The organism is Agromyces binzhouensis (assembly GCF_042672355.1).
Taxonomy (GTDB): Bacteria; Actinomycetota; Actinomycetes; order Actinomycetales; family Microbacteriaceae; genus Agromyces; species Agromyces binzhouensis.
The window spans coordinates 164,131-190,282 of the sequence record NZ_JBHXVJ010000005.1 but is presented as its reverse complement, the minus strand read 5'-3'; the positions used below and the strand labels follow the sequence as shown (position 1 = coordinate 190,282).

Below are 26,152 nucleotides of genomic sequence, written 5' to 3'. Positions count from 1 at the left end.
TGGTCCGGTGAGCACACCGACCCAGCGGACGATCCTCATCGTCGACGGCGTCCTCGCGGGGGTCTTCCTCGCGGCCTGCTCGCTCTTCGCCCTGGTGGGCGGGTGGCCGGACGTGGTGGTGACGGTGCTGTTCGCGGCGGCGCTCGCGGTCCGGCGCGTCGCGCCCGGCGCCTCGCTCGTGGTCGCGTGGGTCGCGGCGTGCGTGCAGATGCTGCTGCTGCGCGACCTGCAGCCGGCGGATGTCGCGGTCTTCGCCGTCGTCTACTCGACCTCGGCGCACGGCTCGCGCGCCGTGCGCTGGTGGGGACTCGGCTCGGCCGGTGCGGGTGCCGCCCTCGCTGCGGCCTACCTCGCGCTCGTGACGCCCTTCGTCCACGGCGTCGGGGTCGCCGGGGCGCCGGAGGCGCTCGCGCTCATCGCCTGGACGGGACTGCTCTTCGGCGCTGCGCTCGCGGGCCTCGTCCTCGCGTGGACGATCGGGCTCCTCGTCCGCACGGTGCGCGACGCGCGCGAGCACCGGCGACGCGCGGAGTTCGACCGACGCGAGCGCGAGCACGCCGAGTACCGCTACGTCGTCGAGCAGGAGCGGTCGCGCATCGCGCGCGACATGCACGACGTCGTCGCGCACTCGCTCGCGGTCGTGATCGCCCAGGCGGACGGGGCCCGATTCGCCGCGCGCACGCGTCCGGAGGCGGCATCCGAGGCGCTGCAGACCATCTCGGGCGTCGCCCGCGATGCGCTCGGCGACGTCCGCCTGCTCCTCGGCGAACTGCGGCACCGGGAGGGCGCCTCGCCGCAGCCGGCGCTCGACGACCTCGACGACCTGGTCGAGCAGGTCCGCGGAGCGGGCCTCGACGTGCGGCGCACCGAGCGCGGCGACCGGGTCGCGCTCGGCGCCGGCCACCAGATCGCCGTGTACCGCATCGTGCAGGAGGGCCTCACGAACGCGCTCCGCCACGGGGATCCGGGTGCACCCGTGCTGCTCGAGCTCGACTGGGACCATGAGGGCGTCGCCGTGCGCGTCGAGAACGCACTGCGCGGCGATGCCGCCGAGGAGCTCGAGTCGCCGAGCCGGTCCGCCGCCCCCAGGCACGGCATCCCCGGCATGCGCGAGCGGGCCGAACTCGCGGGCGGATCGTTCGCGGCCGCAGCGGGCGACGGGCGCTTCGTCGTGACCGCACGCATCCCGGCGCAGGCGGCGGCATGAGCGCCATCCGGGTGGCACTGGTCGATGACCAGGCCCTGTTCCGCGCGGGCATCCGCATGCTCATCGAGTCGCAGCACGACCTCGTGTTCGCCGGCGATGCCGATGACGGCCGTGCGGCGGTCGCGCTCGCGGCGCGGAGCCGACCCGACGTCATCCTGATGGACGTGCGGATGCCGCATCTCGACGGGATCGCCGCGACGGAGCGCATCGTGGACGATGCCGACCTCGAGGGGCGGCAGCCGCCGCGCATCCTCGTCCTGACCACGTTCGACCTCGATGAGAACGCGGCCCGGGCCATCCGCGCGGGCGCGAGCGGGTTCGTGCTGAAGGACGCGGATCCCGAGTTCCTGCTGGCCGCCATCCGCACCGTGCACCGCGGCAACGCGGTCATCGCGGCGAACGCGACGCGCGAGCTCATCGCGCACGCGTCCCGCGGCGCGGGCCGGCGACCGGCACCCGCAGCCTGGGCCGACCTCACCGCCCGCGAGCGCGAGATCTTCGCGCTGGCCGCGAAGGGGCTCTCGAACGCGGAGATCTCGGCAGCCGAGTTCGTCAGCGAGGCCACGGTCAAGACCCACCTCAGCCGCGTGCTCGGCAAGCTCGGCCTCCGGGATCGCGTGCAGCTCGTCGTCTTCGCGTACGAGCACGACCTGCCCGCCGGCTGAGCGCGCGGCCCCCCGCACGTCGAGGTCATCCCAGCGGATGACACGGGCGCGACGATCGGCGGACGCGGACCGCGCACGACCGTCCGTAGCGTCGGCGACATGGAGATCCAACCCTCAGACCTCGGACTCGTCGCCCGCGTCGCCGGACTCGGCAAGCGGTACGGAACAGGTGCCGGCGCGGTCACCGCCCTCGAGAACGTCTCGCTCGGACTGCGCCGCGGCGAGTTCACCGCGATCATGGGCCCCTCGGGCTCGGGCAAGTCGACGCTCATGCACATCATGGCCGGGCTCGACTCGCCGACGACCGGGCGGGTGTGGCTCGGCGACACCGACATCACCCGCCTGCCGGACGGCGCACTGACCGTGCTGCGCCGTCGCCGGGTCGGCTTCGTGTTCCAGGCCTTCAACCTCGTGCCGACGCTCGACGTCCTGGGCAACGTGATGCTGCCGTTCGAACTCGACGGGCGCCGTCCGAGCGGCGAGGAGCGCGCCGTCGTCGACGCACTCGTCGAGCGGCTCGGGCTCGAGGATCGGCTGCGCCACCGACCGCACGAGCTCTCCGGCGGGCAGCAGCAGCGCGTCGCGATCGCGAGGGCGCTCGCGACGCGCCCCGACCTCGTCTTCGCGGACGAGCCGACCGGCAACCTCGACTCCCGGACCGGCCGCGACGTGCTCGCGATCCTCGCCGACGCGAGCCGCGCGCACGGCCAGTCGATCGCCATGGTCACGCACGACCCGATCGCCGCGAGCCACGCCGACCGCATCCTGTTCCTCGCCGACGGCCGCATCGTCCGCGACGCCCAGCGGACGAGCGCCGAGGAGATCGCGACGTACATGCTGTCCATGGAGCGTGCCGCGTGATCGCCCGCCTCAGGACGGAGCACGCCCCGACGCTCCTCGTCGCGGCGCTCGCGTCGGCCTTCGGCGTCGCGCTGATGCAGGTGACCGGATACCTCGGCTCGGCGATGCGCGCCGACGACGTGACGGGGTCGAGCGCCACCGCGGCGCTGATGCTCGCCATCGTCGCGTGGGTGTTCATCGTCATCGCGGTCTACGTCAGCGGCGTGGTGACGGCGAACACGGTCGCGACGGTCGTCGCCGGCCGTACCCGGCAGATCGCGTTGCTGCGCCTCCTCGGCTCGCCCGCCCGCGCGCAGCGCGGCGCGATCGCGCGGGAGGGACTCGCCGTCGGCGCGGTCGGCGCAGCGCTCGGCCTCGTCGTCGGAACGCTCGTCGCGATCGGACTCGCCGAGTGGGCGGCCGTCGCGGACGTGCTGCCGCGGGTCGACCACGCGTGGGCCGACCCGGCGGTGCTGCCGCCCGTGATCGTCGCCGTGCTGACGACGTGGCTCGCGGCATGGGCCGGTTCGCGTCGCGTCCTCGCGGTCCGTCCGTCGGAGGCGCTCGGCAACGCCGCAGCACGCTCCCAGGAGGAGCTCGCCGCGCGACGCGGGCGGACCGCGACCGCAGCCACGCTCGCGGTGGTCGGCACGCTGCTCCTCCTCATCGGCGTCGCGCTCGGCCTCGTCACGCCGCTCGGAGTCCTCGTCGGCCTCGTCGGCGGTGTCCTGTCGTTCACGGGGATCGTGCTCGGCGCGCACGTCGTGATGCCGCCGATCCTGCGCGTGGTCGGGCGGGCGCTGGGCACCTCGCCGCCTGCGCGGCTCGCCGCGGAGAACGCCGTGCGCCACCCGGAGCGGAGCTCGCGCATGACGATCGGGCTCGTCATCGGGGTGACGCTCGTGACGATGTTCGCGGTCGCGATGGAGTCGTACCGCGACCTGCTGCTCGCCGCGACCGAGGACCGCCCCGACCTGCGCGCGGGCATCGAGCAGACCGTCTCCGCGACGGTCGCGGTGTTCGGGATCCTCATCGGCTTCAGCGCGCTCATCGCGGCGGTCGGACTCGTCAACACGCTCTCGCTCAGCGTCCTCCAGCGGACCCGCGAGCTGGGCCTCCTGCGCGCGCTCGGCTTCGAGCGCCGGCAACTCCGCGCGATGGTGCTGGCAGAGAGCGCCGCGCTCACGGCCGCCGCGACGGTGACCGGCATCGTGCTCGGCACGTTCTACGGCTGGGCCGGCGCGCAGGCGATGCTCGGCAGCGTGCAGGGGGAGCCGCTCGTCGTCGCACCGTCGATCCCGTGGGGCGTCATCGGCGTGCTCGTCGTCGCGGCGGGCGTCCTGACACTCGTCGCGTCGCTCGCTCCGTCCCGGCGTGCGACGACCGTCTCGCCGGTCGCGGCGCTCGCCATCGAGTGACCGGGGGCGGATGACCCGGGGCGGGTGCCGGCGATTTGGGGGGCGGCACCCGCCCCGCGTGCCGCGGCGGACCGCGGCATCCGTCGTCGTCATGGTTGCGCTCGCCCGCGCGCGCGGTGTTAGCCTAGTCCCGTGCTTCACGGCCTGCTTCTCCTTAGCTGCCGCAGCGAGTCCTAGTTCACAGGCCTCCCTCGCTGCGGAGTTCGTCGTCGGCTGAAACCCCCGAAGAGCGAGAAGAGCACCCCATGCAGAACCACCAGAAGCCGTCGCCGATGCCCGTCCATCGGTACCGCCCGTTCCACGAGCAGATCCGCGTCGAACTGCCCGATCGCACGTGGCCGTCCAAGCGCATCGAGAAGGCGCCGCGCTGGTGCGCGGTGGACCTGCGCGACGGCAACCAGGCGCTCATCGACCCGATGAGCCCAGAGCGCAAGCGCATCATGTTCGACCTGCTCGTCAGGATGGGCTACAAGGAGATCGAGGTCGGCTTCCCGAGCGCCAGCCAGACCGACTTCGACTTCGTCCGCAGCCTCATCGACGAGGGCGCGATCCCCGACGACGTCACCATCCAGGTGCTGACGCAGGCGCGCGACCACCTGATCGAACGCACCTACGAGTCGATCCGCGGCGCCAGGCAGGCGATCGTGCACCTGTACAACTCGACGAGCGTGCTGCAGCGCGAGGTCGTGTTCCGCACCGACAAGCAGGGCATCATCGACATCGCCCTGCACGGTGCGCGCAAGTGCCGCGAGATGGAGGCGACCGTGCCCGGCACGACCGTCTACTACGAGTACTCGCCCGAGAGCTACACCGGAACCGAGCTCGAGTTCGCCGTCGACGTGTGCAACCAGGTGCTGGAGATCCTCGAGCCCACGCCCGAGCGCAAGGTCATCGTCAACCTGCCCGCGACCGTCGAGATGGCCACGCCCAACGTGTACGCCGACTCGATCGAGTGGATGAGTCGCCACCTCGCGTACCGCGAGAACGTCCTCCTCTCGCTGCACCCCCACAACGACCGCGGCACCGCGATCGCCGCCGCCGAACTGGGGTACATGGCAGGTGCCGACCGCATCGAGGGCTGCCTGTTCGGCAACGGCGAGCGCACCGGCAACGTCGACCTCGTCGCCCTGGCGATGAACCTCTTCACGCAGGGGATCGACCCGCAGGTCGACCTGTCCGACATGGACGAGGTCAAGCGCACCGCCGAGTACTGCAACCAGCTGCCCGTGCCCGAGCGCAGCCCGTGGGCGGGCGACCTCGTCTACACGGCGTTCTCGGGCTCGCATCAGGACGCGATCAAGAAGGGCTTCGAGGCCATGGAGGCCAAGGCCGCCGACCGCGGCGTCTCGGTCGACGACCTCGCCTGGGCCGTCCCCTACCTGCCGGTCGACCCGAAGGACATCGGGCGCAACTACGAGGCCGTCATCCGCGTGAACTCCCAGTCGGGCAAGGGCGGCGTGGCCTACCTGCTGAAGACCGACCACGCGCTCGACCTGCCCCGCCGACTCCAGATCGAGTTCTCGGGCGTCGTGCAGGCCAAGACCGACGCCGAGGGCGGCGAGGTCACGAGCGAGCAGATCTGGGCGATCTTCAACGACGAGTACCTCCCCGCGCCGCAGGAGCGACCGGACGAGAAGTGGGGCCGGTTCGAGCTGCTCTCGATGCGGAGCGAGAGCGACCTGACCGGCGAGGTCCGCGTGCGCGTCGGTCTCCGGGACGGCGACGAGCGCGTCGACGCCGACGGCTCCGGGAACGGACCCGTCGCGGCGTTCCTGTCGGTGCTCGCGGCCGAGGGCGTCGACGTGCGCGTGCTCGACTACAGCGAGCACGCCATGTCCGCCGGAGGCGACGCCATCGCCGCGGCCTACGTCGAGTGCCAGGTCGAGGGACGCACGCTCTGGGGCGTCGGCATCGATCCCGACATCTCGACGGCATCGCTGAAGGCGGTCGTCTCGGCCGTGAACCGGGCGCTGCGCGCGGTGCGCGTGCGCGAGGAGGAGACCGAGCCGGCGCTGGCCTGATCCGTCCGTTCGTCGGGCGGGCGCGGCATCCGGCGTCGCCCGCCCGCGATCACGAGGCGCCGTGGACGGCGACGCGCGACGCGCGCTCGTCATCCGGCTGAGGTCAGGCGCGGCGCCACACGCGCCAGGTGCCGATCGCACGCTGCTCGGGGAGGCTCCACCCGAACCTCACGGACAGCAGCCGGATGACGGTCGTCACGATCACGCACGCGATCGCCGCGACCAGGATGTTCGCGCCGACGAGCACCAGGGTGACGAGCAGGGTCGTCCCCGCGCCCGCGGCCACCGCGTAGAGCGAGCCGACGTGCATGAGCGCGATGGGGAGGTTCAACGTCACGTCGCGGAGGATCGATCCGCCGACGGCGGAGACCACGCCGACGAAGACGGCGGGCACCTCGGGCAGGCCCGAGGCGAGCGCCTTCGTGGTGCCGATGGCCGCGAACAGGCCGATCGTGATCGCGTCGAGCGCGATGATCAGCGAGTTCAGGCGGTCGAAGATCCGGATGAGGAGCATTCCCACGAGCGCCGCGGCGGTCGCGACCACGAGGTACCAGTTGCTGCGCATCGCCGCGGGCAGCTGGTTCAGCAGCAGGTCGCGGAGGAGTCCGCCGCCGAGCCCGACGATGATGCCGATGAGCGCGACGCCCAGCAGGTCGATGCGGTGCTCCTTGATCCGCGACGCGAACATGGCGCCCTGGAGGGCGCCGATGCCGACCGCCGCGAGGTCGGCCCAGAGCGGGATCGTGAAGGGCGCGACGGTCATGCACCGGTTCTACCACGACGGATGCCGCGGCTCGGGTCAGCGCGCGCGACCGAGGTACTGCTCGAACGTGATGGACCCGTACGGATCGCCCGGCACGAGGTTCGCGCCGGATCGGAACGCCTCGAACCGCGTTCCCGGCAGGCGGAACGCGACGGTCGGCCGCCGCGAGCCGCGCGCGGCGAGCCAGGCCCGGGCGAGGTCGCGCGCGGTGCGCACCTCGGGCCCGCCGATGTCGGGCGCGATGCCGAGCACGTCGTCGTCGAGCAGCTCGATGAGGCGTGCGGCGACGTCGTCGACCGAGACGGGCTGGAACGAGAACGCCGGGGCGAAGACCACGGGGGAGAAGCGCTGCACGCTGAAGAGGGTCTCGACGAAGTTGTGGAACTGCGTGGACCGGAGCGTCGTCCACCGCAGGCGCGATTCGGCGATCATCCGCTCCGAGGCGCGCTTGCCGCCGTAGTACGCGAGGGGGATGCGGTCGATGCCGACGATCGAGGAGTACAGCATCCGCGGCCGACCCGAGTGCTCGGCGAGCCGCACGAGGCGGCGGGTGATCTCGGTGTCGTCGCGGTTGGTCGTGGCGAGGTGCATCACCGCCCCGACGCCCTCGAGCGCGGCCTCGACGCCCTCGCCGGTCTCGAGGTCGCCCCGGACCGTGTCGGGCGCGCCCGATCGGCTGAGCACGCGGACCTCGTCGCCCCGAGCCCGGAGCTGCCGCACCACGGCGCGCCCGAGCGAGCCGGTGCCTCCGGTGACGAGGACGGGTGCGGACGGCGAGGTCACCCGACCATTCTGCCTCCCCGGCGAGGGTCGCGTGGCACCGCCGGCCGCGGCATCCGTCGTCGCCGCGGCCGGGTTCGCGGCGCGGTCGCGGACCGGGGGAGGGCGGTCGGTGGGAGAATCGACGGGTGCCCGTGTACCGAGATGACGCCGTCGTGCTGCGCACCCACAAGCTGGGCGAGGCCGACCGCATCGTCACGCTGCTGACGCGTCGCCACGGCAAGATCCGGGCGGTCGCGCGGGGCGTCCGGCGCACGGCGTCCAAGTTCGGGTCGCGGCTCGAGCCGTTCATGGTCGCGGACCTCCAGCTCTACGAGGGCCGCACTCTCGACGTCATCACGCAGGCCGAGTCGATCGGCGCCTACGGTGCCGAGATCAGCCAGGACTACGCGGCGTACACGGCCGCGAACGCGATGGTCGAGGCGGCCGACCGGCTGACCGAGGCCGAGGGGTCGCTGCAGCAGTACCTGCTGCTGGTCGGCGCGCTCCGTTCGCTGTCGCGGCGCGAGCACGGGCCCGACCTCACGCTCGACTCCTACCTGCTCCGGGCGCTCTCGATCGCGGGCTGGGCGCCGAGCTTCGAGGACTGCTCGCGCTGCGGCGCGCCCGGCCCGCACACGGCCGTGGTCGTGCAGCTCGGCGGAGTCGTGTGCGAGTCCTGCGCGCCGCCCGGCAGCCCGCGCATCGCCCCGAGCACGGTGCACCTGCTCGGTGCGCTCCTCGCGGGCGACTGGGCGATCGCCGAGGCCTCCTCGCAGCGCGACCGCGCGCAGGCGAGCGGTATCGTCGCGGCGTACGCCCAATGGCATCTCGAGCGCGGACTGCGCTCCCTCTCCCACGTCTCCCGAGGAACGGCCCCAGAGTGACCCCGAAGCCCTACACCCACAAGGACGCGGTGCCCTACCGCCCGCTCGACTGGACCGGCCTCACCCCGCCCGACTTCCCGAGGGGCGCGGTGCCCGAGCACGTCGCGATCGTCATGGACGGCAACGGCCGCTGGGCGAACCGGCAGGGCCTCACGCGCATCGAGGGCCACAAGGCGGGCGAGGAGGTGCTCCTCGACGTGGTCGCCGGGGCCATCCAGGCGGGTGTGAAGCACCTCTCCGTGTACGCGTTCTCCACCGAGAACTGGAAGCGGTCGCCCGACGAGGTCCGCTTCCTCATGGGCTACAACCGCGACGTGCTGCACCGCCGCCGCGACCAGCTCAACGAGTGGGACGTGCGGATCAGGTGGGCCGGCCGCCGTCCGCGCCTCTGGAAGTCGGTCATCGACGAGCTCCAGGTCGCCGAGCGGCTCACCGCCGGCAACACCGGCCTGCAGTTCACGATGTGCGTGAACTACGGGGGCCGCAACGAGATCGTCGACGCCGTGCGCTCGATCGCCGACGACGTCGCCGCCGGTCGGATCCGACCGTCGGCGGTGTCGGAGAAGCTGATCCAGAAGCGCCTCTACGTGCCCGACATGCCCGACGTCGACCTGTTCGTCCGCAGTTCGGGGGAGCAGCGCACCTCGAACTTCCTGCTCTGGCAGTCGGCGTACGCCGAGATGGTGTTCCTCGACACGCTCTGGCCCGACTTCTCCCGTGTCGAGCTCTGGAAGGCCATCGAGCTCTACGCCGACCGCAACCGCCGCTTCGGCGGTGCGGTCGACACGCCCGACGCGGCGCCGCCGGCGCCGGACGGCCTGTAGCCGGTGGAGCGCAGGGCGGAGGAGCATCCGCTCGACACGCCGTACCGACCCGGCGCGCCCGCCGGTATCTCCTTCGCCGTGCACGTGCCGGACCGATCCGTGCCGATCGGGGAATACACGGGCCGATCCATCCGTTCGCATTCATCGTGACGTCCCCCATCAAGATCGACATCTGGTCCGACATCGCCTGCCCGTGGTGCTACATCGGCAAGCGCCACCTCGAAGCCGGGATCGCCGCGCTCGGCGAGGACGCCCCCGAGGTGGAGGTCGAGTACCACTCGTTCGAGCTGTCGCCCGACACGCCGCTCGACTTCGAGGGTTCGACCACCGAGTACCTCTCCAAGGCCAAGGGCCTGCCGCTCGAGCGGGTCGAGCAGATGCTCGAGCACGTGACCGGCGTCGCCGCGCAGGCGGGGCTCGACTACCAATTCGAGACGGTCGCGCACGTCAAGACCCTGAAGGGCCACGAGCTGCTGCACCTCGCCAAGGCGCACGGGAAGCAGCTCGAGATGAAGGAGCGCCTGCTGAAGGCGTACTTCACCGACGGCGGCCGCGTGAACCGCATCGACGAGCTCGTCGGCTGGGCCGAGGAGCTCGGCATCGACGGCGGCGAAGCGCGCGAGGCGCTCGAGTCCGGCCGGTACGCCGACGACGTGCAGGCCGACATCGCGCAGGCGCGCGCCTACGGCATCCAGGGCGTGCCCTTCTTCGTCTTCGACGGCAGGTACGGCGTGTCCGGCGCGCAGCCCTCCGAAGTGTTCGCGCAGGTGCTCCAGCAGGTCGACGGCGAGCGCGACGGAGCCGCCGCGTGAGCCGCGAGGCGACGGATGCCGCTCCCGCGCCGTTCACGATGATCGGCGACCCGTCGGCGATGGCGTGCGAGGGCGACGCCTGCCTGATCCCGAACGACTCCGCGGGGTGAGGTGACGCGAATCGATCGATCGGCCCGTGCGGGGATCGATTCGCGTCATCTCGGGGACCGGCGGGCGGGCCGCCCGGGCTCGGGTGGCCGAGCGGCGGCTACTCGGGGTCGCTGATGTCGGCCACGGTCGCACTGAGCGCGGCGATGAGCGCGTCGGCGTCGACGAACAGGCTCCGCCCGTGCTCGCCCGCGCCCATCGAGACGCGCCGTCCGACGATGGTCTCGTCGGCGACGACCGGCCAGGCGATGCTCGAACCGAGCGGCGTGATGGTGCCGCGCTCGTACCCGGTCGCGGCGAGCGCGAGCGAGGCGTCGGGCAGCTGGAGCTTGTTGACCGCGAGGAGTGCGCGGAGCTTCGGCCAGCTGATCTTCCGGCCGCCCGGCACGAGCGCGAAGACGTAGGTGTCGTCGCTGCGCTTGACCACGAGCGACTTCACGATGTCGGCGGGCTCGATGCCGAGCAGCCCGGCGGCCTCCTCGAGGCTGCGCGCCGCGGGGCGCTCGATCACCTCGATGTCGAGGCCCCGTGCCGCGGCATCCGCCTGCACCCGCTCGACCCCGACCAACCCGGCGAACCGCGTCATCTCGTCCTCCCCGCTCCCGTCCTGCCCGCATCCTATGCGCCCGTGCCGCGCGCTCGGGCGGATCGGGCTCACGGTCTGGGAGAATCGAAGGCGATGCCAACGACCACGACCCCCACCCGCCCGCTCTCGATCGGCGGCCTCGACCTCGAGGTGCCGGTCGTGCTCGCGCCCATGGCGGGCATCACGAACACCGCGTTCCGCCGGCTCTGCCGCGAGTTCGGCGCCGGCCTGTACGTCTCCGAGATGATCACGAGCCGGGCGCTCGTCGAGCGCACGCCCGAATCGATGCGGCTCATCACGCACCACGAGTCCGAGACGCCGCGCTCCATCCAGCTGTACGGCGTCGACCCGAGGACCGTCTCCGAGGCGGTCACGATGCTCGTCGCGGAGGACCGCGCCGACCACATCGACCTGAACTTCGGCTGCCCGGTGCCGAAGGTCACCCGCAAGGGCGGGGGAGCGGCGCTGCCCTGGAAGTCCGGGCTGTTCCGCGACATCGTCGAGGGCGCCGTGAGGGCGGCCGGCGACATCCCGCTCACGGTCAAGATGCGCAAGGGCATCGACGCGGACCACCTCACGTACCTCGAGGCCGGGCGCATCGCCGAGGGCGCCGGGGTGGCGTCGATCGCGCTGCACGCGCGCACCGCGTCGGAGTTCTACTCCGGCCAGGCCGACTGGCCGGCGATCGCGAAGCTGAAGGAGACGGTCACGAGCGTGCCCGTGCTCGGCAACGGCGACATCTGGTCGGCCGACGACGCGCTCCGCATGGTCGACGAGACCGGCTGCGACGGCGTCGTGGTGGGGCGCGGATGCCTCGGCCGGCCCTGGCTCTTCGGCGACCTCGCCGCGGCCTTCCGCGGGGAGCAGGCGAAGGCCGAGCCGACGCTCGGCGAGGTCGCGCGCACCTTCCGGCGCCACGCCGAGCTGCTCGCCGACTTCTTCGACAGCGAGGAACGCGGCTGTCGCGACATCCGCAAGCACGTTGCCTGGTACTTCAAGGGCTACCCGGTCGGCGGGGACCTCCGCGCCAGGCTCGCGACGGTCGAGTCGCTCGCCCAGCTCGACGACCTGCTCGGCACGCTCGACTGGTCGACGCCCTATCCGGGCGAAGGCGCCGAGGGCCCGCGCGGCCGCGCCGGGACGCCGAAGAACCCCGCACTGCCCGACGGCTGGCTCGACTCGCAGGACCTCGCGGGCCACGACCGGGCGACCCTCGTCGACGCAGAGCTCGACACGAGCGGCGGCTGATCGCGTGCGCGACCGACTCTTCGGCGGCTACGACGAGGCCGACGCCGAGCGCTTCCTGCCCGAACAGCACGAGAACCGTCGCCGCAGCGACTTCGCGCGCGACCGCGCCCGCCTGCTGCACTCGAGCGCGCTCCGCCGGCTCGCCGCGAAGACCCAGGTCCTGAGCCCGACCTCGGGCCTCGACTTCGCGCGCAACCGGCTCACCCACTCGCTCGAGGTCGCGCAGGTCGGCCGCGAGCTCGCGACGAGCATCGGGCTCGATCCCGACCTCGTCGACACCGCCTGCCTCGCACACGATCTCGGCCACCCGCCGTTCGGCCACAACGGCGAGAAGGCGATGAACGCGTGGGCGGCCGACATCGGCGGCTTCGAGGGCAATGCCCAGACTCTGCGGATCCTCACCCGCCTCGAGCCGAAGGTCGTCGCATCCGACGGGCGCTCGTACGGGCTGAACCTCACGCGAGCGAGCCTCGATGCGAGCTGCAAGTACCCGTGGCCGGAGGACTCCGGCGTCGGCGACCCGAGCGGGCGGACGAAATTCGGCTTCTACGCCGACGACATCGACGTGTTCGAGTGGATGCGCCGCGGCGCCCCCGAACGCCGACTCTGCATCGAGGCCCAGGTCATGGACCTCTCCGACGACATCGCCTACTCGGTGCACGACTTCGAGGACGCCATCGTCGGCGGCTACATCGACGTCGCCGCGCTCGGCCGTCGGGTGGACCACGACGAGCTCGTCGACTCGATGGTGGAGTGGATCGGCGGCGCGTTCGGGCACGACGAGCTCATCGCCGCCTTCGACCGGCTCGATTCCCTCGACGTCTGGATCTCGGAGTGGTCGGGCAGTCGCCGCGAGCAGGCCGCCCTGAAGAACCTCACGAGTCAGCTCATCGGGCGCTTCGCGCACGCCGCGACCGAGGCGACCCGGGCCCACCACCCCGTCGCGAGCCTCATCCGCTTCGACGCCGACGTCGTCGTGCCCCGCTCCATCCAGGCCGAGATCGCCGTGCTCAAGGGCATCGTCGCCGCGTTCGTGATGTCGAAGAACACCCGACAGCCGATCTACTCGCAGCAGCGGCAGGTGCTCGCGGCACTCGCCGACGCGCTCTGGGAGACCGGCGAGACCCACCTCGACGCCGGCTTCGCGGAGGACTGGCGGGCGGCGCGGGACGACTCGGCGCGGCGGCGCGTCGTCGTCGACCAGGTCGCGAGCCTCACCGACCAGTCCGCGCTCTCCTGGTACGAACGCCTCGTGCAGCGATGACGGGCGTGCGGGGCCGCGAGGCGGCATCCGCGGAATAGGATTGAGGCATGGCGGGCCGCATTCGACAGAGCGACGTCGAAGAGGTCAAGGCCCGTACCAACATCGCCGACATCGTCGGCGAGCACGTCTCGCTGAAGTCGGCCGGCGTCGGATCGATGAAGGGCCTCTGCCCCTTCCACGACGAACGCAGCCCGAGCTTCCACGTGCGCCCGCAGCTCGGCTACTACCACTGCTTCGGCTGCGGCGAATCCGGCGACGCCTACACGTTCCTGCAGCGGATGGACCACGTGACGTTCACCGAGGCCGTGGAGCGGCTCGCGGGCCGCATCGGCTACGAACTGCACTACGAGGACGGCGGACCCGCCGAGGGTGCGGGCAACCGTGCTCGGCTGCTCGCCGCGAACCGAGCCGCCGAGGAGTTCTTCCTCGAGCAGCTCGGCACCCCTGAGGCCGAGGTCGGCCGGCGGTTCCTCGGCGAGCGCGGCTTCGATGCCGACGCCGCCCGCCACTTCGGAGTCGGATTCGCGCCGAAGAGCTGGGAGACGCTCACCAAGCACCTCAGGGGCAAGGGGTTCACGACGGAGGAGCTCGCCGCGTCAGGGCTCGTGTCCCAGGGCGACCGGGGCGTCTACGACCGGTTCCGCGGGCGGCTCATCTGGCCGATCCGCGACGTGACGGGGCAGACGGTCGGGTTCGGCGCCCGGAAGCTGCTCGAGGACGACCCGGGCCCGAAGTACCTGAACACCCCCGAGACGGCCGTGTACCACAAGGCGCAGGTGCTCTACGGGCTCGACCTCGCCAAGCGCGAGATCTCCAAGACCCACCGCGTGGTCGTCGTCGAGGGCTACACCGACGTGATGGCGTGCCACCTCGCCGGGGTCACGACCGCGATCGCCACGTGCGGCACGGCGTTCGGCGTCGACCACATCAAGGTGCTCCGTCGCGTGCTCGGCGACGACTCGGGCCTCGGCGAGGTCGTGTTCACGTTCGACGGCGACGCCGCGGGGCAGAAGGCCGCGATGCGCGCGTTCGCCGAGGAACGGCGGTTCGCGGCGCAGACCTTCGTCGCCGTCGCTCCCGACGGGCTCGACCCGTGCGACCTGCGACTCGCGCGCGGCGACGCCGCGGTGCGGTCCCTCGTCGAGTCGAAGACCCCGATGTTCGAGTTCGTGATCCGCACGACGCTCGCCCGCTTCGACCTCGAGACCGTCGAGGGGCGCGTGGCGGCACTGCGGGCGGCCGCGCCGATCGTCGCCGACATCCGCGACCCTGCGCTGCGCCCCGGGTACACGCGCGAACTCGCCCGCATGCTCGGCATGGAGCTCGAGGAGGTCGGGCGGGCGGTCCGCGCGACGGGTGCGCGCGCTCGCGACGGCGAGCGGGATCGCGGCCGCGACGGCGAGCGCGAGCGTCGCGGCGAACGGCCGCAGGGCGATCGACGGCCCGACCACGCCGGCCGAACCGGCGCAGCGGGCGGTGGCGCCGGGACACCCGGGCGTCCGGGGGAGACCCGGCCCGACGGGCCCGGCTCCCGTGGCGCGGCGGGGACGTCCGAGGGCGGCGCGGTCGCGGCATCCGACCGGCCCTTCTCGATCACCATGCTGCCGAACGACCCGGCGACGCGCCTCGAACGCGACGCGCTGCAGGTCATGCTGCAGTACCCCGATCTCGTCGGCCATGACCTGCTGCGCCACGGCGTGGACTGCAGGTTCGGCAACGGCACGCTCGCCGTCGTGCGCGACGGGATCGCGTCGGTGCTCGCCGCGGCATCCATCGGCTCGACCGCGACGCCGGAGGCCGTGACGTCGCCTGCGGTCGCGACCCGCCCCGTCACCGTCGACCGCGTCGTCGCCGAGGTGCCGCCGCCGTTCGCGTCCATCGTGCAGCAGCTGGCCGTCCTCCCGGTCCCGCAGCGGGGCGACGCCGAACTCACCGCATACGTGCGCGGCGTCGTCGGAGCGCTCGTCGACCGCGAACTGCTGCGCCAGAAGCAGGAGCTGCTCGGCCGACTGCAGCGCACCGACCCGGCCGACACGACGACGTACGCGATGATCCAGCGCGCGCTCGTCGACATCGAGGGCGAGCGACGGTCCCTTCGCGGCGACTGACGACGGCCCGAGGGCGGATCGACAGGCACCGGATTCGAGGACTGCTCATCCTGTGCAGCTCCGTCGGCCGCGAAGGTTGCAGATCGGTCACATTCGGCCCTCGCCGGCCCCCATGCCGGGCGCCACCACCAGCGCCGTGTGCTAGCTCTGAGAGATACACGATCGCGACGCGGCGAACCCGCGCGCGCTCACCGACAGGAAGAGGTAGACGGATATGGCATCCGCATCCACGAACCGCCGGCGCGGCCTCGCGCTCGCCGCGGGCTTCTCCGCTGCAGCCCTCGCCCTCGCGGGCTGCTCAGCCGGCGGCGGCGACGAGGACTCGTCCGGTGGCGGCACGCTCACCATCGGCACCACCGAGCAGATCACCGCGCTCGACCCGGCCGGCTCGTACGACAACGGCTCCTTCGCCGTCATGAACCAGGTGTACCCGTTCCTGATGAACACGCCGTACGGCAGCCCCGATGTCGAGCCCGACATCGCGGAGTCGGCGGAGTTCACGTCAGAGAACGAGTACACGGTGACCCTCAAGGAGGGCCTGACCTTCGCCAACGGCAACGAGCTCACCTCGTCCGACGTGAAGTTCACGTTCGACCGCCAACTCGCGATCGCCGACCCGAACGGCCCGTCGTCGCTGCTCTACAACCTCGAGAGCGTCGAGACGCCGGACGACCTGACCGTCGTCTTCACGCTGAAGTCGCCGAACGACCAGATCTTCCCGCTCATCCTCTCGAGCCCGGTCGGTCCGATCGTGGACGAGGAGGTGTTCGCCGCCGACGCGCTGACGTCGGACGACGACATCGTCGCGGGCGAGCCGTTCGCCGGCCAGTACACGATCACGAGCTACGACTTCAACAACCTCGTGGCCTACAAGGCCAACCCCGACTACGAGGGCATCCTCGGCGAGGCGAAGACCGAGACGGTGAACGTCAAGTACTACACCGACGCGTCGAACCTGAAGCTCGACGTCCAGGAGGGCAACATCGACGTCGCGAACCGCACGCTGAGCGCGACCGACATCGAGGACCTCCGCGGCAACGACAACGTCAAGGTCGTCGACGGCCCCGGTGGCGAGATCCGCTACCTCGTCTTCAACTTCAACACGATGCCGTTCGGCGCGACCACGGCCGAGGCCGACCCGGCGAAGGCCCTCGCGGTGCGCCAGGCGGTCGCCGACCTCATCGACCGCGAGGCCATCTCGGAGGACGTGTACAAGGGCACCTTCACGCCGCTGTACTCCTACGTTCCGGAAGGGCTCACCGGTGCCAACGAGGCCCTGAAGGAGCAGTACGGCGACGGTGCGGGCCAGCCCGACGCCGACAAGGCCGCGCAGCGCCTCGAGGACGCCGGCATCGAGACGCCGGTCGACATCTCGATCCAGTACGTCGCCGAGCGCTACGGCCCGTCGTCGTCCGACGAGTACGCGATCATCAAGGACAACCTCGAGTCGAGCGGCCTGTTCACCGTGAACCTGCAGTCGACCGAGTGGGTCCAGTACTCCGACGACCGCGTCGCCGACCTCTACCCGGCCTACCAGCTCGGCTGGTTCCCGGACTACTCCGACGCCGACAACTACCTGTCGCCGTTCTTCCTCACGGAGAACTTCCTCGCCAACCACTACGAGAACCCCGAGGTCAACGACCTCATCCTCGAGCAGTCGGTGACCGGCGACGCCGACGAGCGCGCTGCGCTCATCGGCGAGATCCAGGACGCGGTGGCCGCCGACCTGTCGACCCTCCCGTACATGCAGGGTGCGCAGATCGCGGTCGTGGGCGCCGACGTGGAGGGCGCCGAGGACACCCTCGACGCGTCGTTCAAGTTCCGCTACGCGGCGCTCTCGAAGGGCTGAGTCCCGACTAGAGTCGTCGCAGCACGACGACGGGGGCGATCTGCTACCGCGGGTCGCCCCCGTCTCCCTGCATTCGTGAGGAACCCATGAGCACTGTTGACACCGCGCCCTCATCCGAGGCGCCGGCCGCGGCCAGACCCAGGCCCAAGGCCACAGGAGGAGGATTCGGGCGCTACCTGCTCGTGCGCTTCCTCCTGATCTTCCCGACCATCTTCATCCTCGTCACCGTCGTCTTCTTCCTGGCGCGGACGACCGGCGATCCGATCACCGCGGCGCAGGGCGGCCGCCTCGGGCCCGAGCAGCTCGCGGAGCTGCGAGCCGCCGCCGGCTACGACCGACCGCTGATCGTCCAGTACCTCGAGTACCTCGCACAGCTCGCGACGGGCGACTTCGGCCGCACGATGACCACGAACCGGCCGGTCGTCGAGATCCTGACCACCTACGGCCCCGCCACCTTCGAGCTGGTCTTCTACTCGCTCATCGTCGCGTTCGCGGTCGGCGTGCCGCTCGGCCTGTACGCGGCCTACCACCGTGACAAGGCGCAGGACGCGATCGCCCGCGTCCTGGCGATCATCTGGTACGCCGTCCCGATCTTCTTCGCGGGCCTCCTGCTCAAGCTCATCTTCGCGGTCTGGCTCAAGTGGCTCCCCGTCGCGGGTCGCGCGAGCGTCAGCGCCGAGCTGCAGATGCAGACGCTGCCGAACCGGACCGGGTTCTACACGATCGACGCCATCCAGACCGGCGACCCCGAGGTCCTCCTCGACGTGCTCTCGCACGCCGTGCTCCCGGCCGTCGCGCTGGGGCTGCTCACGGCGGGCATCTTCCTGCGCCTCGTGCGGACGAACGTCATCGGCACGCTCGCGACGGACTACGTCGACGCGGCGCGATCCCGCGGCGTCGCCGAATCCCGGCTGCTCCGCAAGCACGCGTACCGCCCCGCGTTGATCCCGATCATCACCGTGATGGGCCTGCAGATCGCGTTGCTGCTCGCCGGCGCGGTCCTCACCGAGACCACGTTCGAGTGGAAGGGGCTGGGCTTCATCCTCGCCGAGTTCCTCGAGTCGCGCGACTTCGTCGCCGTGCAGGGCATCGTCGTGCTCCTCGCCGTGATCGTCGCGCTCACGAACTTCGTCGTCGACGTCATCGCGGCGTTCATCGACCCGAGGGTGAGGTACTGACATGGCCGTCACCGCAACCCCGCGCCCGGGGCACCGCTGGCGCGATCGCATCCCCGTCGTCCGCCAGGTCCGGCAGAGCGTCGGGCTGCAGCGCGGCATGCTCGTCGCGGGCCTGCTCATGCTGCTCGTCTTCGTGCTCTGCGCGATCTTCGCGCCGCTGCTGGCCCCGTACGGCTTCGCGCAGCGCGCCGACGCCGACGGCGGATTCGGCACGCAGCAGCCGCCCTCCGCGGCGCATCCCTTCGGAACCACGGTCGGCGGCTACGACGTGCTGTCGCGCGTCATCTGGGGCACCCAGACGGCGATCCTCGTGATCATCGTCGCCGTGCTCCTCGCGATCTTCATCGGCGTCGCGCTCGGCCTCTACGCCGGGTACTTCGGCGGATGGCTCGACCGCATCCTCGTCGTCGTGTTCGACGCGATCTACGCGTTCCCGTCCCTCCTGCTCGCCATCGTGCTCTCGATCGTGATCTCGGGAGGGCAGTCGAACCTCTGGGGCGGCGTCCTGGCCGCCGCCGGGTCGATCACCGTGGTGTTCATCCCGCAGTACTTCCGCGTGATCCGCGCGGAGACCGTCCGGATCAAGGCGGAGGCCTACGTCGAGTCGGCGAAGGTGCTCGGGGCGCCGAACCGTCGCATCGTGTTCCGGCACGTGTTCCGGAACGCCACGCGCACGCTCCCGCTCATCATCACGCTGAACTCGTCCGAGGCGATCCTGACGCTCGCCGCGCTCGGCTTCCTCGGCTTCGGCATCGAACCGACCGCGGCCGCCGAGTGGGGCTACGACCTGAACAAGGCGCAGTCCGATGTCACGAGCGGCATCTGGTGGACCGCGCTCTTCCCCGGTCTCGCCATCGTGTTCACGGTCCTCGCCATCACGCTCGTCGGCGAGAGCCTCAACGACCTCGCCGACCCGCGCCTGCGCGGGCGACGCCGGGTCGCGCAGTCGGCGGGCGAGGTCGCCGAGACCTCGGTCGTGCCGGGCGGCACCCTCGACGCGGGTCCCGGAGGGCTCGCGGGCCTCGAGGACGGGGAGACGTTCGACGAGCACGGGATCGAGGTCAAGCGATGAGCACGGTGGTCGACATCAGGAACCTCGGCGTCTCGTTCTCCACGGATGCCGGGGCGGTCAAGGCCGTCGACGACGTGAGCCTCTCGGTGGAGCGCGGCGAGGTGCTCGCCATCGTCGGCGAGTCGGGCTCCGGCAAGACGGTGACGGCGAAGACGATCCTCGGGCTGCTCCCGGAGACCGCGACGACGAGCGGCGCGGTCGTGCTCTCGAACCGCGCGGGCACGGGCGAGCAGGACATCGTGTCGCTCACCGGAGCGGAGCTCCGAGCCGTGCGCGGGACCGACGTCGCGATGGTCTTCCAGGAGCCGTCGACGGCGCTGAACCCGGTCTACACGGTGGGCTGGCAGATCATGGAGGGCCTGCGCGCGCACGGCGCGGTGTCGAAGGCCGACGCCCGGAAGCGGGCGATCGAGATCCTCGGCCGTGTCGGCATCCCCGACCCGGAGCACCGTGTCGACCACTACCCGCACCAGTTCTCGGGTGGTCAGAAGCAGCGCATCGTCATCGCCATGGCGCTCGTGCTCGAGCCGGGACTGATCGTCGCCGACGAGCCGACGACCGCGCTCGACGTCACGGTGCAGGCCGAGATCCTCGACCTGCTGCGCCGCGTGCGCGACGAGTTCGGCACGGCGATCGTGCTCATCACGCACAACATGGGCGTCGTCGCCGATCTCGCCGACCGCGTCGCGGTCATGTACCAGGGCAGGGTGGTCGAGGAGGCGCCGGCGCGCGACCTCTTCGCCGACCCGCAGGCCGACTACACGAAGGCGCTGCTCGCGGCCGTGCCGTACGTCGGCCACGGCGTCGTGCGCGCGGCGGAGCGTGCCGCGGCGCGTCCTGCCGGGTGGGCGGAGCAGACGCCGGTCGTGGAGGCGCGGGGCCTCGAGATCGAGTACCCGGGACGGTTCGGCCGCCCGGGCTTCCGCGCCGTCGACGGCGTCGACCTCGTGATCCGGCCCGGTGAGGTCCTCGGACTCGTCGGGGAGTCGGGGTCGGGCAAGACCACCATCGGTCGCGCGATCGCGGGCCTCACGAAGGTCACCGGCGGTTCGCTGCAGGTGCTCGGCCACGAGATGCTCGGCATCCGCGAACGTCGGTTCCGTCCGGCGCGCAGCCGGATCGGCTTCGTCTTCCAGGACCCCGCGTCGAGCTTCAACCCGCTCCTCACGATCGCCGAGTGCGTCGCCGAGCCGCTCGTGATCCACGATCGTGCCGTCGACGCGCGCGACGCGCGCCCGCGCGTCGACGAGCTGCTCGAGGCCGTGCAGCTGCCCGCCTCCTACGGCGATCGATACCCGCACGAGCTGTCGGGCGGCCAGCGGCAGCGGGCGAGCCTGGCTCGTGCGATCGCGCTCGAACCGGAGCTGCTGATCGCCGACGAGCCGACCTCGGCGCTCGACGTGTCGGTGCAGGCGCGCGTGCTCGAGCTGTTCGCCGAGCTGCAGCGGGAGTTCGGGTTCGCGTCGCTGTTCATCAGCCACGACCTCGCCGTGGTCGACCTGCTGGCCGACCGCATCGCCGTGCTCTACCGCGGGAAGCTCGTCGAGGAGGGGACCCCGGCCGAGGTCCTCGGCTCGCCGGCTGATCCGTACACCCAGCGCCTGCTCGCATCGCTTCCCGTGCCCGATCCGGTGGCGCAGGCCGATCGACGCGAGCAGCTCCGGCGGCTGCGCGAGGAGGGCGGACGATGAGCCTGGATGCGGCGCACGGCTACCCGGTGGTCGTCAGCGACCTGTCGGTCGAGTACCCCGCGCGCGGTCCGAGCGCGGCCCACGTCGCCCTGCGCGGCGTCAACCTGCGCGTCGCGCCCGGCGAGGTCGTGGGCCTCATCGGCTCAGCCGGCAGCGGCGCGTCGACGCTCGCGCGAGTGCTGTCGGGTGCCGCGTTCGAGCCGGTGCTCGCCGGCGGGGAGGTCCGTCCGGTGATCACGGGCGGTGACGCCATGGTCCTCGGCACTCCGCTCCGCGGGGTCTCGCGGCGACGGCTGAACGCACTCCGGTTCCACGTCGGCTACCTCGCGCAGGACGCGGCGATGCGCCTGCCCGCCGATCGCACGGTCGCGGAGATCATCGGCGAACCGATCCTGGAGCGCGACCACCGGTACAACCGAGCGGCGCTCGCGACGCGGGTCGCCACGATGCTCGACTCGGTGCGCCTGCCGCTCGGCATGCTCGAGAAGTTCCCGTTCGAGCTGAGCGGCGGGCAGCGCCAGCGCGTGGCGCTCGCACGCGCGCTCGTGCTGGGCCCGAAGCTGCTCATCGCAGACCAGCCGACGGCGGGGATCGACGTCACCGTTCGCGATGCGGTCGCCGGCCTGCTGACCGAGCTGCGCGCGGGCCAGGCCTTCTCGGCGGTCGTGATCTCGCACGACCTGCCGGTCCTGCGCCGCGTCGCCGATCGGCTGGCGGTGCTGGACCGGGGCGAGATCGTGGCGGACGGCACGATGGAGGAGGTCCTCGACGATCCGCTGCACCCGTACGTCAAGGCGCTCGCCGGCGCCATCGACGACGGCCACGCCGCGACCGACGACATCGCACCCGACGGGCATCGGTGAACCTGACCGGGGCCGACGGTCGGCGGCATCGGCCGGTGGCGGGCGCGCCCGGCGCGGCGGTGACGGGCGGGTCGCCGCCGCAGGTCGGTCCGATCGCGATCCTGCCCGAGGCCGATCCGGCGTTCGTCGAGGCGGCATCCGCTGCAGGAGGGCGCGTCGAGCCGCTCTCGGGCGCGACACGTGGCCTCGTGTGGACGAGCTCGGGCGGCGGCGACCTGCTCGAATCGGTTCTCGCCGAGCACCCGGCGATCTCGTGGGTGCAGCTCCCGTGGGCCGGGGTCGACGCCTTCGCCGACCTGCTCCGTCGTCACCGCGGCGACGGACGCGTCTGGACGAGCGCCAAGGGCGCGTATGCGCAACCCGTCGCCGAGCATGCGCTCGCACTCGCACTCGCGGTGCTGCGCGAGCTCCCGCGCCGCGCGCGTGCCACCGCCTGGGAGGCGGACGAGCGCGGCCGCACGCTGTATGGCGCCGAGGTCGTGATCGTCGGCGCGGGCGGCATCGCGGTCGAACTCCTGGCCCTTCTCGCACCGTTCCGGGTGCGGGCGACCGTGGTGCGACGAGCGGATGCCGCGGTCCCCGGCGCGGCACGGACCGTGTCGACCGATCGCCTCGCCGAGGTGCTCGCAACGGCCGAGGTGGTGTTCGTCGTCGCCGCCCTCACCCCGGCGACGCGCGGGCTGATCGGGGCGGACGAGCTCGCGGCGCTGCCGGCGGGTGCCGTGCTGGTCAACGTGGCGCGCGGGGGACTGGTCGACTCCGACGCGCTCGTCGCCGCGCTCGAGTCGGGACGGCTCGGCGGGGCCGGGCTCGACGTCACCGAGCCGGAACCGCTGCCTGCGGAGCATCCGCTCTGGACCGCCCCGAACTGCCTCGTCACGCCCCACGTCGCCGACACGGAGGCCATGACCGTGCCGTTGTTCGCGCACCGGATCGCGGCGAACGTCGCCGCCTTCGTGGGCGGCACGACCTTCGACGGACGCATCGATCTCGAGGCCGGATACTGACGTCAGCTGAGCCCGGCTCGGATTGGGACTCCGGCGCTCGCTTTGCTACAGTATCTCTGCGCCCAGCGTGATCCTCCATAGCTCAATTGGCAGAGCAATCGGCTGTTAACCGATAGGTTCTTGGTTCGAGTCCAAGTGGGGGAGCTCCCCCGGCCCGGACCACATCGTCCGGGCCGTCGTCGTCTCCGGGCCGTGTCCGCCCGCGCGGAGGCGCTCGATTTGCGCGGACCCGCCACCTGCGGGTCAACTGGGATCCGTGCCCGGACCCGACGTCGACGCCTCGATCCGCGGTGCGCGACGCGACGGCATCGCCGTCGGGCTCGCGACCGCCGCCTACGGCATCTCGTTCGGCGCACTGTCGGTCGCATCGGGACTCGACGTCTGGCAGACGTGCTTCCTCAGCCTCGTGATGTTCACGGGCGGGTCGCAGTTCGCGCTCGTCGGCGTGATCGGTGCGGGCGGAGCCGCCGCCGGGGGATCCGCCATCGCGGCCGCTGCGCTGCTCGGCGTGCGGAACGTCGTCTACGGCATGCGCATGCGGCCGGTGGTCGGCGAGCACGGCCTCGCGCACCGCGTCGCCGCGGCCTGGTTGACGATCGACGAGTCGACGGCCGTCGCGCTCGCGCAGGACGACGAGCGCGCGGCGCGCGTCGGCTTCTGGGTCACGGGCCTCGCGATCTTCGTCGGGTGGAACCTCACCACGCTCCTCGGCGCCCTCATCGGCGATGCGCTGGGCGACACCCGCGCGTACGGGCTCGACGCCGCCGCCGCGGCCGCGTTCCTGGGCCTGCTCTGGCCGAGGCTCAAGCGGGTGCAGGCGGGCGCGACGGCCGTGCTCGCGGCCGTCGTGGCCACGGTGGCCACGCCGGTGCTCGCACCCGGGCTGCCGGTCCTCGTCGCGGCGGTCGTCGCCGTCGTGGTCGGCTGGTTCGACCTCTTCCGTCGACGGGAGGCCGCGGGATGACCGTGTGGCACGTGATCCTGATCGCGACCGCGGCGACCCTGGCGTTGAAGCTCGCCGGTCACCTCGTTCCCGCGTCGTTCCTCGAGCGCGAGCGACCGGCGAGGATCGCCGACCTGCTCACCGTCGCGCTGCTCGCGGCGCTCATCGCGGTCCAGACCCTCGCGGTCGGGCAGGTGCTCGTCATCGACGCCCGGGTTCCGGCGCTCGTCGTCGCCGCCGCGCTCTATGCGGTGCGGACGCCCTTCATCGTCGTGGTCGCAGTGGCCGCGGCCGTGGCGGCCGGCATCCGGTTCTTCGCGTAGCGCGGTCGGTGGCGAGCGGTGGGTGAGCGGCTGACGCGGCTCACGCGTCGAGTTCGTCGACGCCCGGCGTCCAGCTCGAGCCCGGCCGGCCCCAGCCGCGCTTGCGCGTGATCTTCTGCACGATGCGCTGGTCGTGGTCGTCGAGCCGGTCCATGTAGAGCACGCCGTCGAGGTGGTCGTACTCGTGCTGGAAGATGCGCGCGAGCCATCCGTCGGCGACGATCTCGAAGGGCTCGCCCTCGAGGTCGGTCGCACGCAGGATGGCGCGTTCCGCCCGTCGCAGCCCGAACCGCTCGCCGGGGAAGGAGAGGCACCCCTCGGACTCGTCGTCCTCGTCGGGCATGCCCGGGACCGGCGGCGAGATCCACAGCTCGGGGTTGATGGCCACGCCGCGCCACTCGCGGTCGTCCTCGTCGGTCCACCCGAACGTGAACAATCGCAGCGGGACGCCGACCTGCGGACCGGCGAGACCGACGCCGGGCGCGGCATCCATCGTCTCGAACATGTCGCGTACGAGGGTGCGGATCTCGTCGTCGATCGCCTCGACCGGCGAGGCCGGCGCATGGAGCACGGGGTCGCCCGTGATTCGGATCGGGAGCACGGCCATTCGCCAAGGATATCCGCGGGCGAGCCGGTAGGGTCGAGGGGTGGATCCGGACCTCAGCGAGCTCGGCGAGCTGATCCCGCTCGATCCGACGCAGTTCATCGGCATCCCGCTCGCGCTCGTCGGAGCGGTCTTCCTGTCCCTCGGGGCCCAGTTCCAGCACCGCGGCGTGGTCAAGGTCGAGGCGAACACGGCCGACACCCTCGGCAAGGGGCTGAACGGCAGGCAGCTCGCGCTCCTGCTCGCACGGCCGTCGTGGGTGCTCGGCACCCTCATGCTCGGACTCGCGATCGTCTTCCAGCTCTCGAGCCTCTACTTCGCGCCGCTGATCGTGGTGCAGCCGCTCGGCGCGCTCGCGCTCGTGATCACGTCGATCATGAACTCGCGCATCAACAAGGTGAGCCTCAACCGCAAGTCGATCACGGCGATCGTGATGTGCGTCGGCGGGGTGTTCCTGTTCGTCGGCGTCGCCGCGTTCACGGCCGTCGACAAGCCGGTCCAGGCGCGACAGCTCATCACGATCCTCATCGTCCTCATGGTGGTGCTCGCCGCCGCGGCAGTCACGTTCGCGCTGTTCCGTCAGCGCATCCGCGCGATCTTCTACGTGCTCATGGCGGGCGTGCTCTACGGCTTCGTGGCGACGCTCGCCAAGGTCGTGCTCTCGCGCGTCGACCAGGGCGAGTTCGACTGGCTGACGTTGCTCTGCGTGCTCGCCCTGCTCGCGGCCACGGGCCTCGGCGCCTACTTCGTGCAGAATGCGTATGCGAGCGGCCCGCCCGACCTCGTGATCGCCGGCCTCACGGTGGTCGACCCGATGGTCGCGGTGCTCATCGGCATCGTGGTGCTCGACGAGGCGTCGCAGGCGCCCCCGTGGGCGATCGGCGTGTTCGTGGTGACGGGTGCGGTGGCGATCTGGGGCGTGTTCCTGCTGGCGAAGAACCATCCGCAGACGCGGCTCTGACGACGATCGGATGCGAGGCGCCGATGCGCCCGTCACGCTCATGCGAGCAGGGGCTGGCGCGTGGGATCGGCGCTGCGACCGGTGCTCTCGTAGACTAGGGTCGGATGAACCCAGCCCACGCTGCCCGTCCCGATCTCCCGACAGGCCCGGC

The 26,152-nt window shown here is 71.8% G+C and carries 24 protein-coding genes and 1 tRNA gene; 21 read left to right on the top strand and 4 right to left on the bottom strand.

What is annotated here, in order from left to right:
* Positions 1-7 precede the first annotated feature (7 nt).
* The 5 genes from ACFVHK_RS10440 (at position 8) to leuA (ending at position 6,151) form a co-directional block, all read left to right on the top strand.
* The gene (locus ACFVHK_RS10440) at positions 8-1,207 is read left to right on the top strand and encodes a sensor histidine kinase (RefSeq protein ID WP_376928753.1); all 1,200 of its coding nucleotides are present in this window, start codon (positions 8-10) and stop codon (positions 1,205-1,207) included.
* Positions 1,204-1,872 carry a response regulator gene (locus ACFVHK_RS10435; RefSeq protein ID WP_376928752.1) on the top strand — a complete coding sequence of 223 codons (669 nt, stop codon included), beginning with the start codon at positions 1,204-1,206 and terminating at the stop codon, positions 1,870-1,872. The genes ACFVHK_RS10440 and ACFVHK_RS10435 overlap by 4 nt, the downstream gene beginning before the upstream one ends.
* 99 nt (positions 1,873-1,971) lie before the next feature.
* Complete coding sequence (locus ACFVHK_RS10430) at positions 1,972-2,733, top strand: ABC transporter ATP-binding protein (protein ID WP_376928751.1); 762 nt, start codon at positions 1,972-1,974, stop codon at positions 2,731-2,733.
* On the top strand, positions 2,730-4,130 hold the full coding sequence (locus ACFVHK_RS10425; RefSeq protein WP_376928750.1) for an ABC transporter permease: 1,401 nt from the start codon (positions 2,730-2,732) through the stop codon (positions 4,128-4,130). The genes ACFVHK_RS10430 and ACFVHK_RS10425 overlap by 4 nt, the downstream gene beginning before the upstream one ends.
* Positions 4,131-4,375: 245 nt before the next feature.
* Positions 4,376-6,151, top strand: a complete 1,776-nt coding sequence (gene leuA, locus ACFVHK_RS10420; RefSeq protein WP_376928749.1) for a 2-isopropylmalate synthase — start codon at positions 4,376-4,378, stop codon at positions 6,149-6,151.
* 103 nt (positions 6,152-6,254) lie between these two features.
* On the opposite strand, the gene ACFVHK_RS10415 is transcribed toward leuA, so the two are convergent.
* Both ACFVHK_RS10415 and ACFVHK_RS10410 read right to left on the bottom strand, forming a co-directional pair.
* Positions 6,255-6,914, bottom strand: coding sequence for a trimeric intracellular cation channel family protein (locus ACFVHK_RS10415; protein WP_129235371.1), 660 nt, complete (start codon positions 6,912-6,914; stop codon positions 6,255-6,257).
* 36 nt (positions 6,915-6,950) lie between these two features.
* The gene (locus tag ACFVHK_RS10410; protein WP_376928748.1) at positions 6,951-7,697 is read right to left on the bottom strand and encodes an SDR family oxidoreductase; all 747 of its coding nucleotides are present in this window, start codon (positions 7,695-7,697) and stop codon (positions 6,951-6,953) included.
* Between the two features lie 125 nt (positions 7,698-7,822).
* On the opposite strand from ACFVHK_RS10410, the gene recO reads away from it, so the two are divergent.
* The 3 genes from recO to ACFVHK_RS10395 all read left to right on the top strand — a co-directional run bounded on the left by recO (position 7,823) and on the right by ACFVHK_RS10395 (position 10,196).
* Positions 7,823-8,560, top strand: coding sequence for a DNA repair protein RecO (gene recO, locus ACFVHK_RS10405; RefSeq protein ID WP_376928747.1), 738 nt, complete (start codon positions 7,823-7,825; stop codon positions 8,558-8,560).
* Positions 8,557-9,384 (top strand): isoprenyl transferase, encoded by an 828-nt coding sequence (locus ACFVHK_RS10400; RefSeq protein ID WP_376928746.1) that lies wholly within the window; start codon positions 8,557-8,559, stop codon positions 9,382-9,384. The genes recO and ACFVHK_RS10400 overlap by 4 nt, the downstream gene beginning before the upstream one ends.
* Positions 9,385-9,530: 146 nt before the next feature.
* Positions 9,531-10,196: a DsbA family oxidoreductase gene (locus ACFVHK_RS10395; RefSeq protein ID WP_376928745.1), complete on the top strand. Its 666-nt coding sequence runs from the start codon at positions 9,531-9,533 to the stop codon at positions 10,194-10,196.
* A 208-nt stretch (positions 10,197-10,404) separates the two neighbouring features.
* Here ACFVHK_RS10395 and ACFVHK_RS10390 read toward each other — a convergent pair whose 3' ends face one another.
* A complete protein-coding gene (locus ACFVHK_RS10390) occupies positions 10,405-10,890 on the bottom strand; it encodes an aminoacyl-tRNA deacylase (RefSeq protein WP_376928744.1) in 486 nt (161 codons plus the stop codon).
* Between the two features lie 93 nt (positions 10,891-10,983).
* Here ACFVHK_RS10390 and dusB point away from each other — a divergent pair, with 93 nt between their 5' ends.
* The 12 genes from dusB (at position 10,984) to ACFVHK_RS10330 (ending at position 24,436) form a co-directional block, all read left to right on the top strand.
* Positions 10,984-12,138, top strand: coding sequence for a tRNA dihydrouridine synthase DusB (dusB, locus tag ACFVHK_RS10385; RefSeq protein WP_376928743.1), 1,155 nt, complete (start codon positions 10,984-10,986; stop codon positions 12,136-12,138).
* Positions 12,139-12,142: 4 nt separating this feature from the next.
* The gene (locus tag ACFVHK_RS10380) at positions 12,143-13,402 is read left to right on the top strand and encodes a deoxyguanosinetriphosphate triphosphohydrolase (protein ID WP_376928742.1); all 1,260 of its coding nucleotides are present in this window, start codon (positions 12,143-12,145) and stop codon (positions 13,400-13,402) included.
* Between the two features lie 47 nt (positions 13,403-13,449).
* A complete protein-coding gene (gene dnaG / locus ACFVHK_RS10375; protein WP_376928741.1) occupies positions 13,450-15,510 on the top strand; it encodes a DNA primase in 2,061 nt (686 codons plus the stop codon).
* Between the two features lie 214 nt (positions 15,511-15,724).
* Positions 15,725-17,359 carry an ABC transporter substrate-binding protein gene (locus ACFVHK_RS10370; RefSeq protein WP_376928740.1) on the top strand — a complete coding sequence of 545 codons (1,635 nt, stop codon included), beginning with the start codon at positions 15,725-15,727 and terminating at the stop codon, positions 17,357-17,359.
* Positions 17,360-17,445: 86 nt separating this feature from the next.
* Positions 17,446-18,537, top strand: coding sequence for an ABC transporter permease (locus tag ACFVHK_RS10365; protein ID WP_376928739.1), 1,092 nt, complete (start codon positions 17,446-17,448; stop codon positions 18,535-18,537).
* Between the two features lies 1 nt (position 18,538).
* Positions 18,539-19,609, top strand: a complete 1,071-nt coding sequence (locus tag ACFVHK_RS10360) for an ABC transporter permease (protein WP_376928738.1) — start codon at positions 18,539-18,541, stop codon at positions 19,607-19,609.
* On the top strand, positions 19,606-21,300 hold the full coding sequence (locus tag ACFVHK_RS10355; RefSeq protein WP_376928737.1) for an ABC transporter ATP-binding protein: 1,695 nt from the start codon (positions 19,606-19,608) through the stop codon (positions 21,298-21,300). Before ACFVHK_RS10360 ends, ACFVHK_RS10355 begins: the two co-directional genes overlap by 4 nt.
* Complete coding sequence (locus ACFVHK_RS10350; RefSeq protein ID WP_376928736.1) at positions 21,297-22,163, top strand: ATP-binding cassette domain-containing protein; 867 nt, start codon at positions 21,297-21,299, stop codon at positions 22,161-22,163. Before ACFVHK_RS10355 ends, ACFVHK_RS10350 begins: the two co-directional genes overlap by 4 nt.
* Positions 22,160-23,170, top strand: a complete 1,011-nt coding sequence (locus tag ACFVHK_RS10345; protein ID WP_376928735.1) for an NAD(P)-dependent oxidoreductase — start codon at positions 22,160-22,162, stop codon at positions 23,168-23,170. The genes ACFVHK_RS10350 and ACFVHK_RS10345 overlap by 4 nt, the downstream gene beginning before the upstream one ends.
* A gap of 71 nt (positions 23,171-23,241) precedes the next feature.
* A tRNA-Asn gene (locus ACFVHK_RS10340) sits at positions 23,242-23,314 on the top strand.
* Between the two features lie 112 nt (positions 23,315-23,426).
* Entirely contained in the window at positions 23,427-24,134 is a 708-nt protein-coding gene (locus tag ACFVHK_RS10335) for an AzlC family ABC transporter permease (protein WP_376928734.1), read from the top strand.
* On the top strand, positions 24,131-24,436 hold the full coding sequence (locus ACFVHK_RS10330; RefSeq protein WP_376928733.1) for an AzlD domain-containing protein: 306 nt from the start codon (positions 24,131-24,133) through the stop codon (positions 24,434-24,436). The genes ACFVHK_RS10335 and ACFVHK_RS10330 overlap by 4 nt, the downstream gene beginning before the upstream one ends.
* Positions 24,437-24,476: 40 nt before the next feature.
* Here the strand turns inward: ACFVHK_RS10330 and def are convergent, their stop codons facing one another.
* On the bottom strand, positions 24,477-25,043 hold the full coding sequence (def, locus tag ACFVHK_RS10325; protein WP_376928732.1) for a peptide deformylase: 567 nt from the start codon (positions 25,041-25,043) through the stop codon (positions 24,477-24,479).
* Positions 25,044-25,083: 40 nt separating this feature from the next.
* On the opposite strand from def, the gene ACFVHK_RS10320 reads away from it, so the two are divergent.
* The gene (locus ACFVHK_RS10320; RefSeq protein ID WP_376928731.1) at positions 25,084-26,001 is read left to right on the top strand and encodes a DMT family transporter; all 918 of its coding nucleotides are present in this window, start codon (positions 25,084-25,086) and stop codon (positions 25,999-26,001) included.
* The last annotated feature ends 151 nt before the right edge of the window (positions 26,002-26,152 follow it).

Excerpts from the sequence above, each read along its gene's own strand:
- ACFVHK_RS10355 (WP_376928737.1), top strand. The coding sequence starts at position 19,606 with ATGAGCACGGTGGTCGACATCAGGAACCTCGGCGTCTCGTTCTCCACG.
- leuA (WP_376928749.1), top strand. The coding sequence starts at position 4,376 with ATGCAGAACCACCAGAAGCCGTCGCCGATGCCCGTCCATCGGTACCGC.
- ACFVHK_RS10435 (WP_376928752.1), top strand. The coding sequence starts at position 1,204 with ATGAGCGCCATCCGGGTGGCACTGGTCGATGACCAGGCCCTGTTCCGC.
- ACFVHK_RS10415 (WP_129235371.1), bottom strand. The coding sequence starts at position 6,914 with ATGACCGTCGCGCCCTTCACGATCCCGCTCTGGGCCGACCTCGCGGCG.
- ACFVHK_RS10390 (WP_376928744.1), bottom strand. The coding sequence starts at position 10,890 with ATGACGCGGTTCGCCGGGTTGGTCGGGGTCGAGCGGGTGCAGGCGGAT.
- ACFVHK_RS10350 (WP_376928736.1), top strand. The coding sequence starts at position 21,297 with ATGAGCCTGGATGCGGCGCACGGCTACCCGGTGGTCGTCAGCGACCTG.
- ACFVHK_RS10360 (WP_376928738.1), top strand. The coding sequence starts at position 18,539 with ATGGCCGTCACCGCAACCCCGCGCCCGGGGCACCGCTGGCGCGATCGC.
- ACFVHK_RS10330 (WP_376928733.1), top strand. The coding sequence starts at position 24,131 with ATGACCGTGTGGCACGTGATCCTGATCGCGACCGCGGCGACCCTGGCG.
- ACFVHK_RS10370 (WP_376928740.1), top strand. The coding sequence starts at position 15,725 with ATGGCATCCGCATCCACGAACCGCCGGCGCGGCCTCGCGCTCGCCGCG.
- ACFVHK_RS10430 (WP_376928751.1), top strand. The coding sequence starts at position 1,972 with ATGGAGATCCAACCCTCAGACCTCGGACTCGTCGCCCGCGTCGCCGGA.
- dusB (WP_376928743.1), top strand. The coding sequence starts at position 10,984 with ATGCCAACGACCACGACCCCCACCCGCCCGCTCTCGATCGGCGGCCTC.
- def (WP_376928732.1), bottom strand. The coding sequence starts at position 25,043 with ATGGCCGTGCTCCCGATCCGAATCACGGGCGACCCCGTGCTCCATGCG.
- dnaG (WP_376928741.1), top strand. The coding sequence starts at position 13,450 with ATGGCGGGCCGCATTCGACAGAGCGACGTCGAAGAGGTCAAGGCCCGT.
- ACFVHK_RS10365 (WP_376928739.1), top strand. The coding sequence starts at position 17,446 with ATGAGCACTGTTGACACCGCGCCCTCATCCGAGGCGCCGGCCGCGGCC.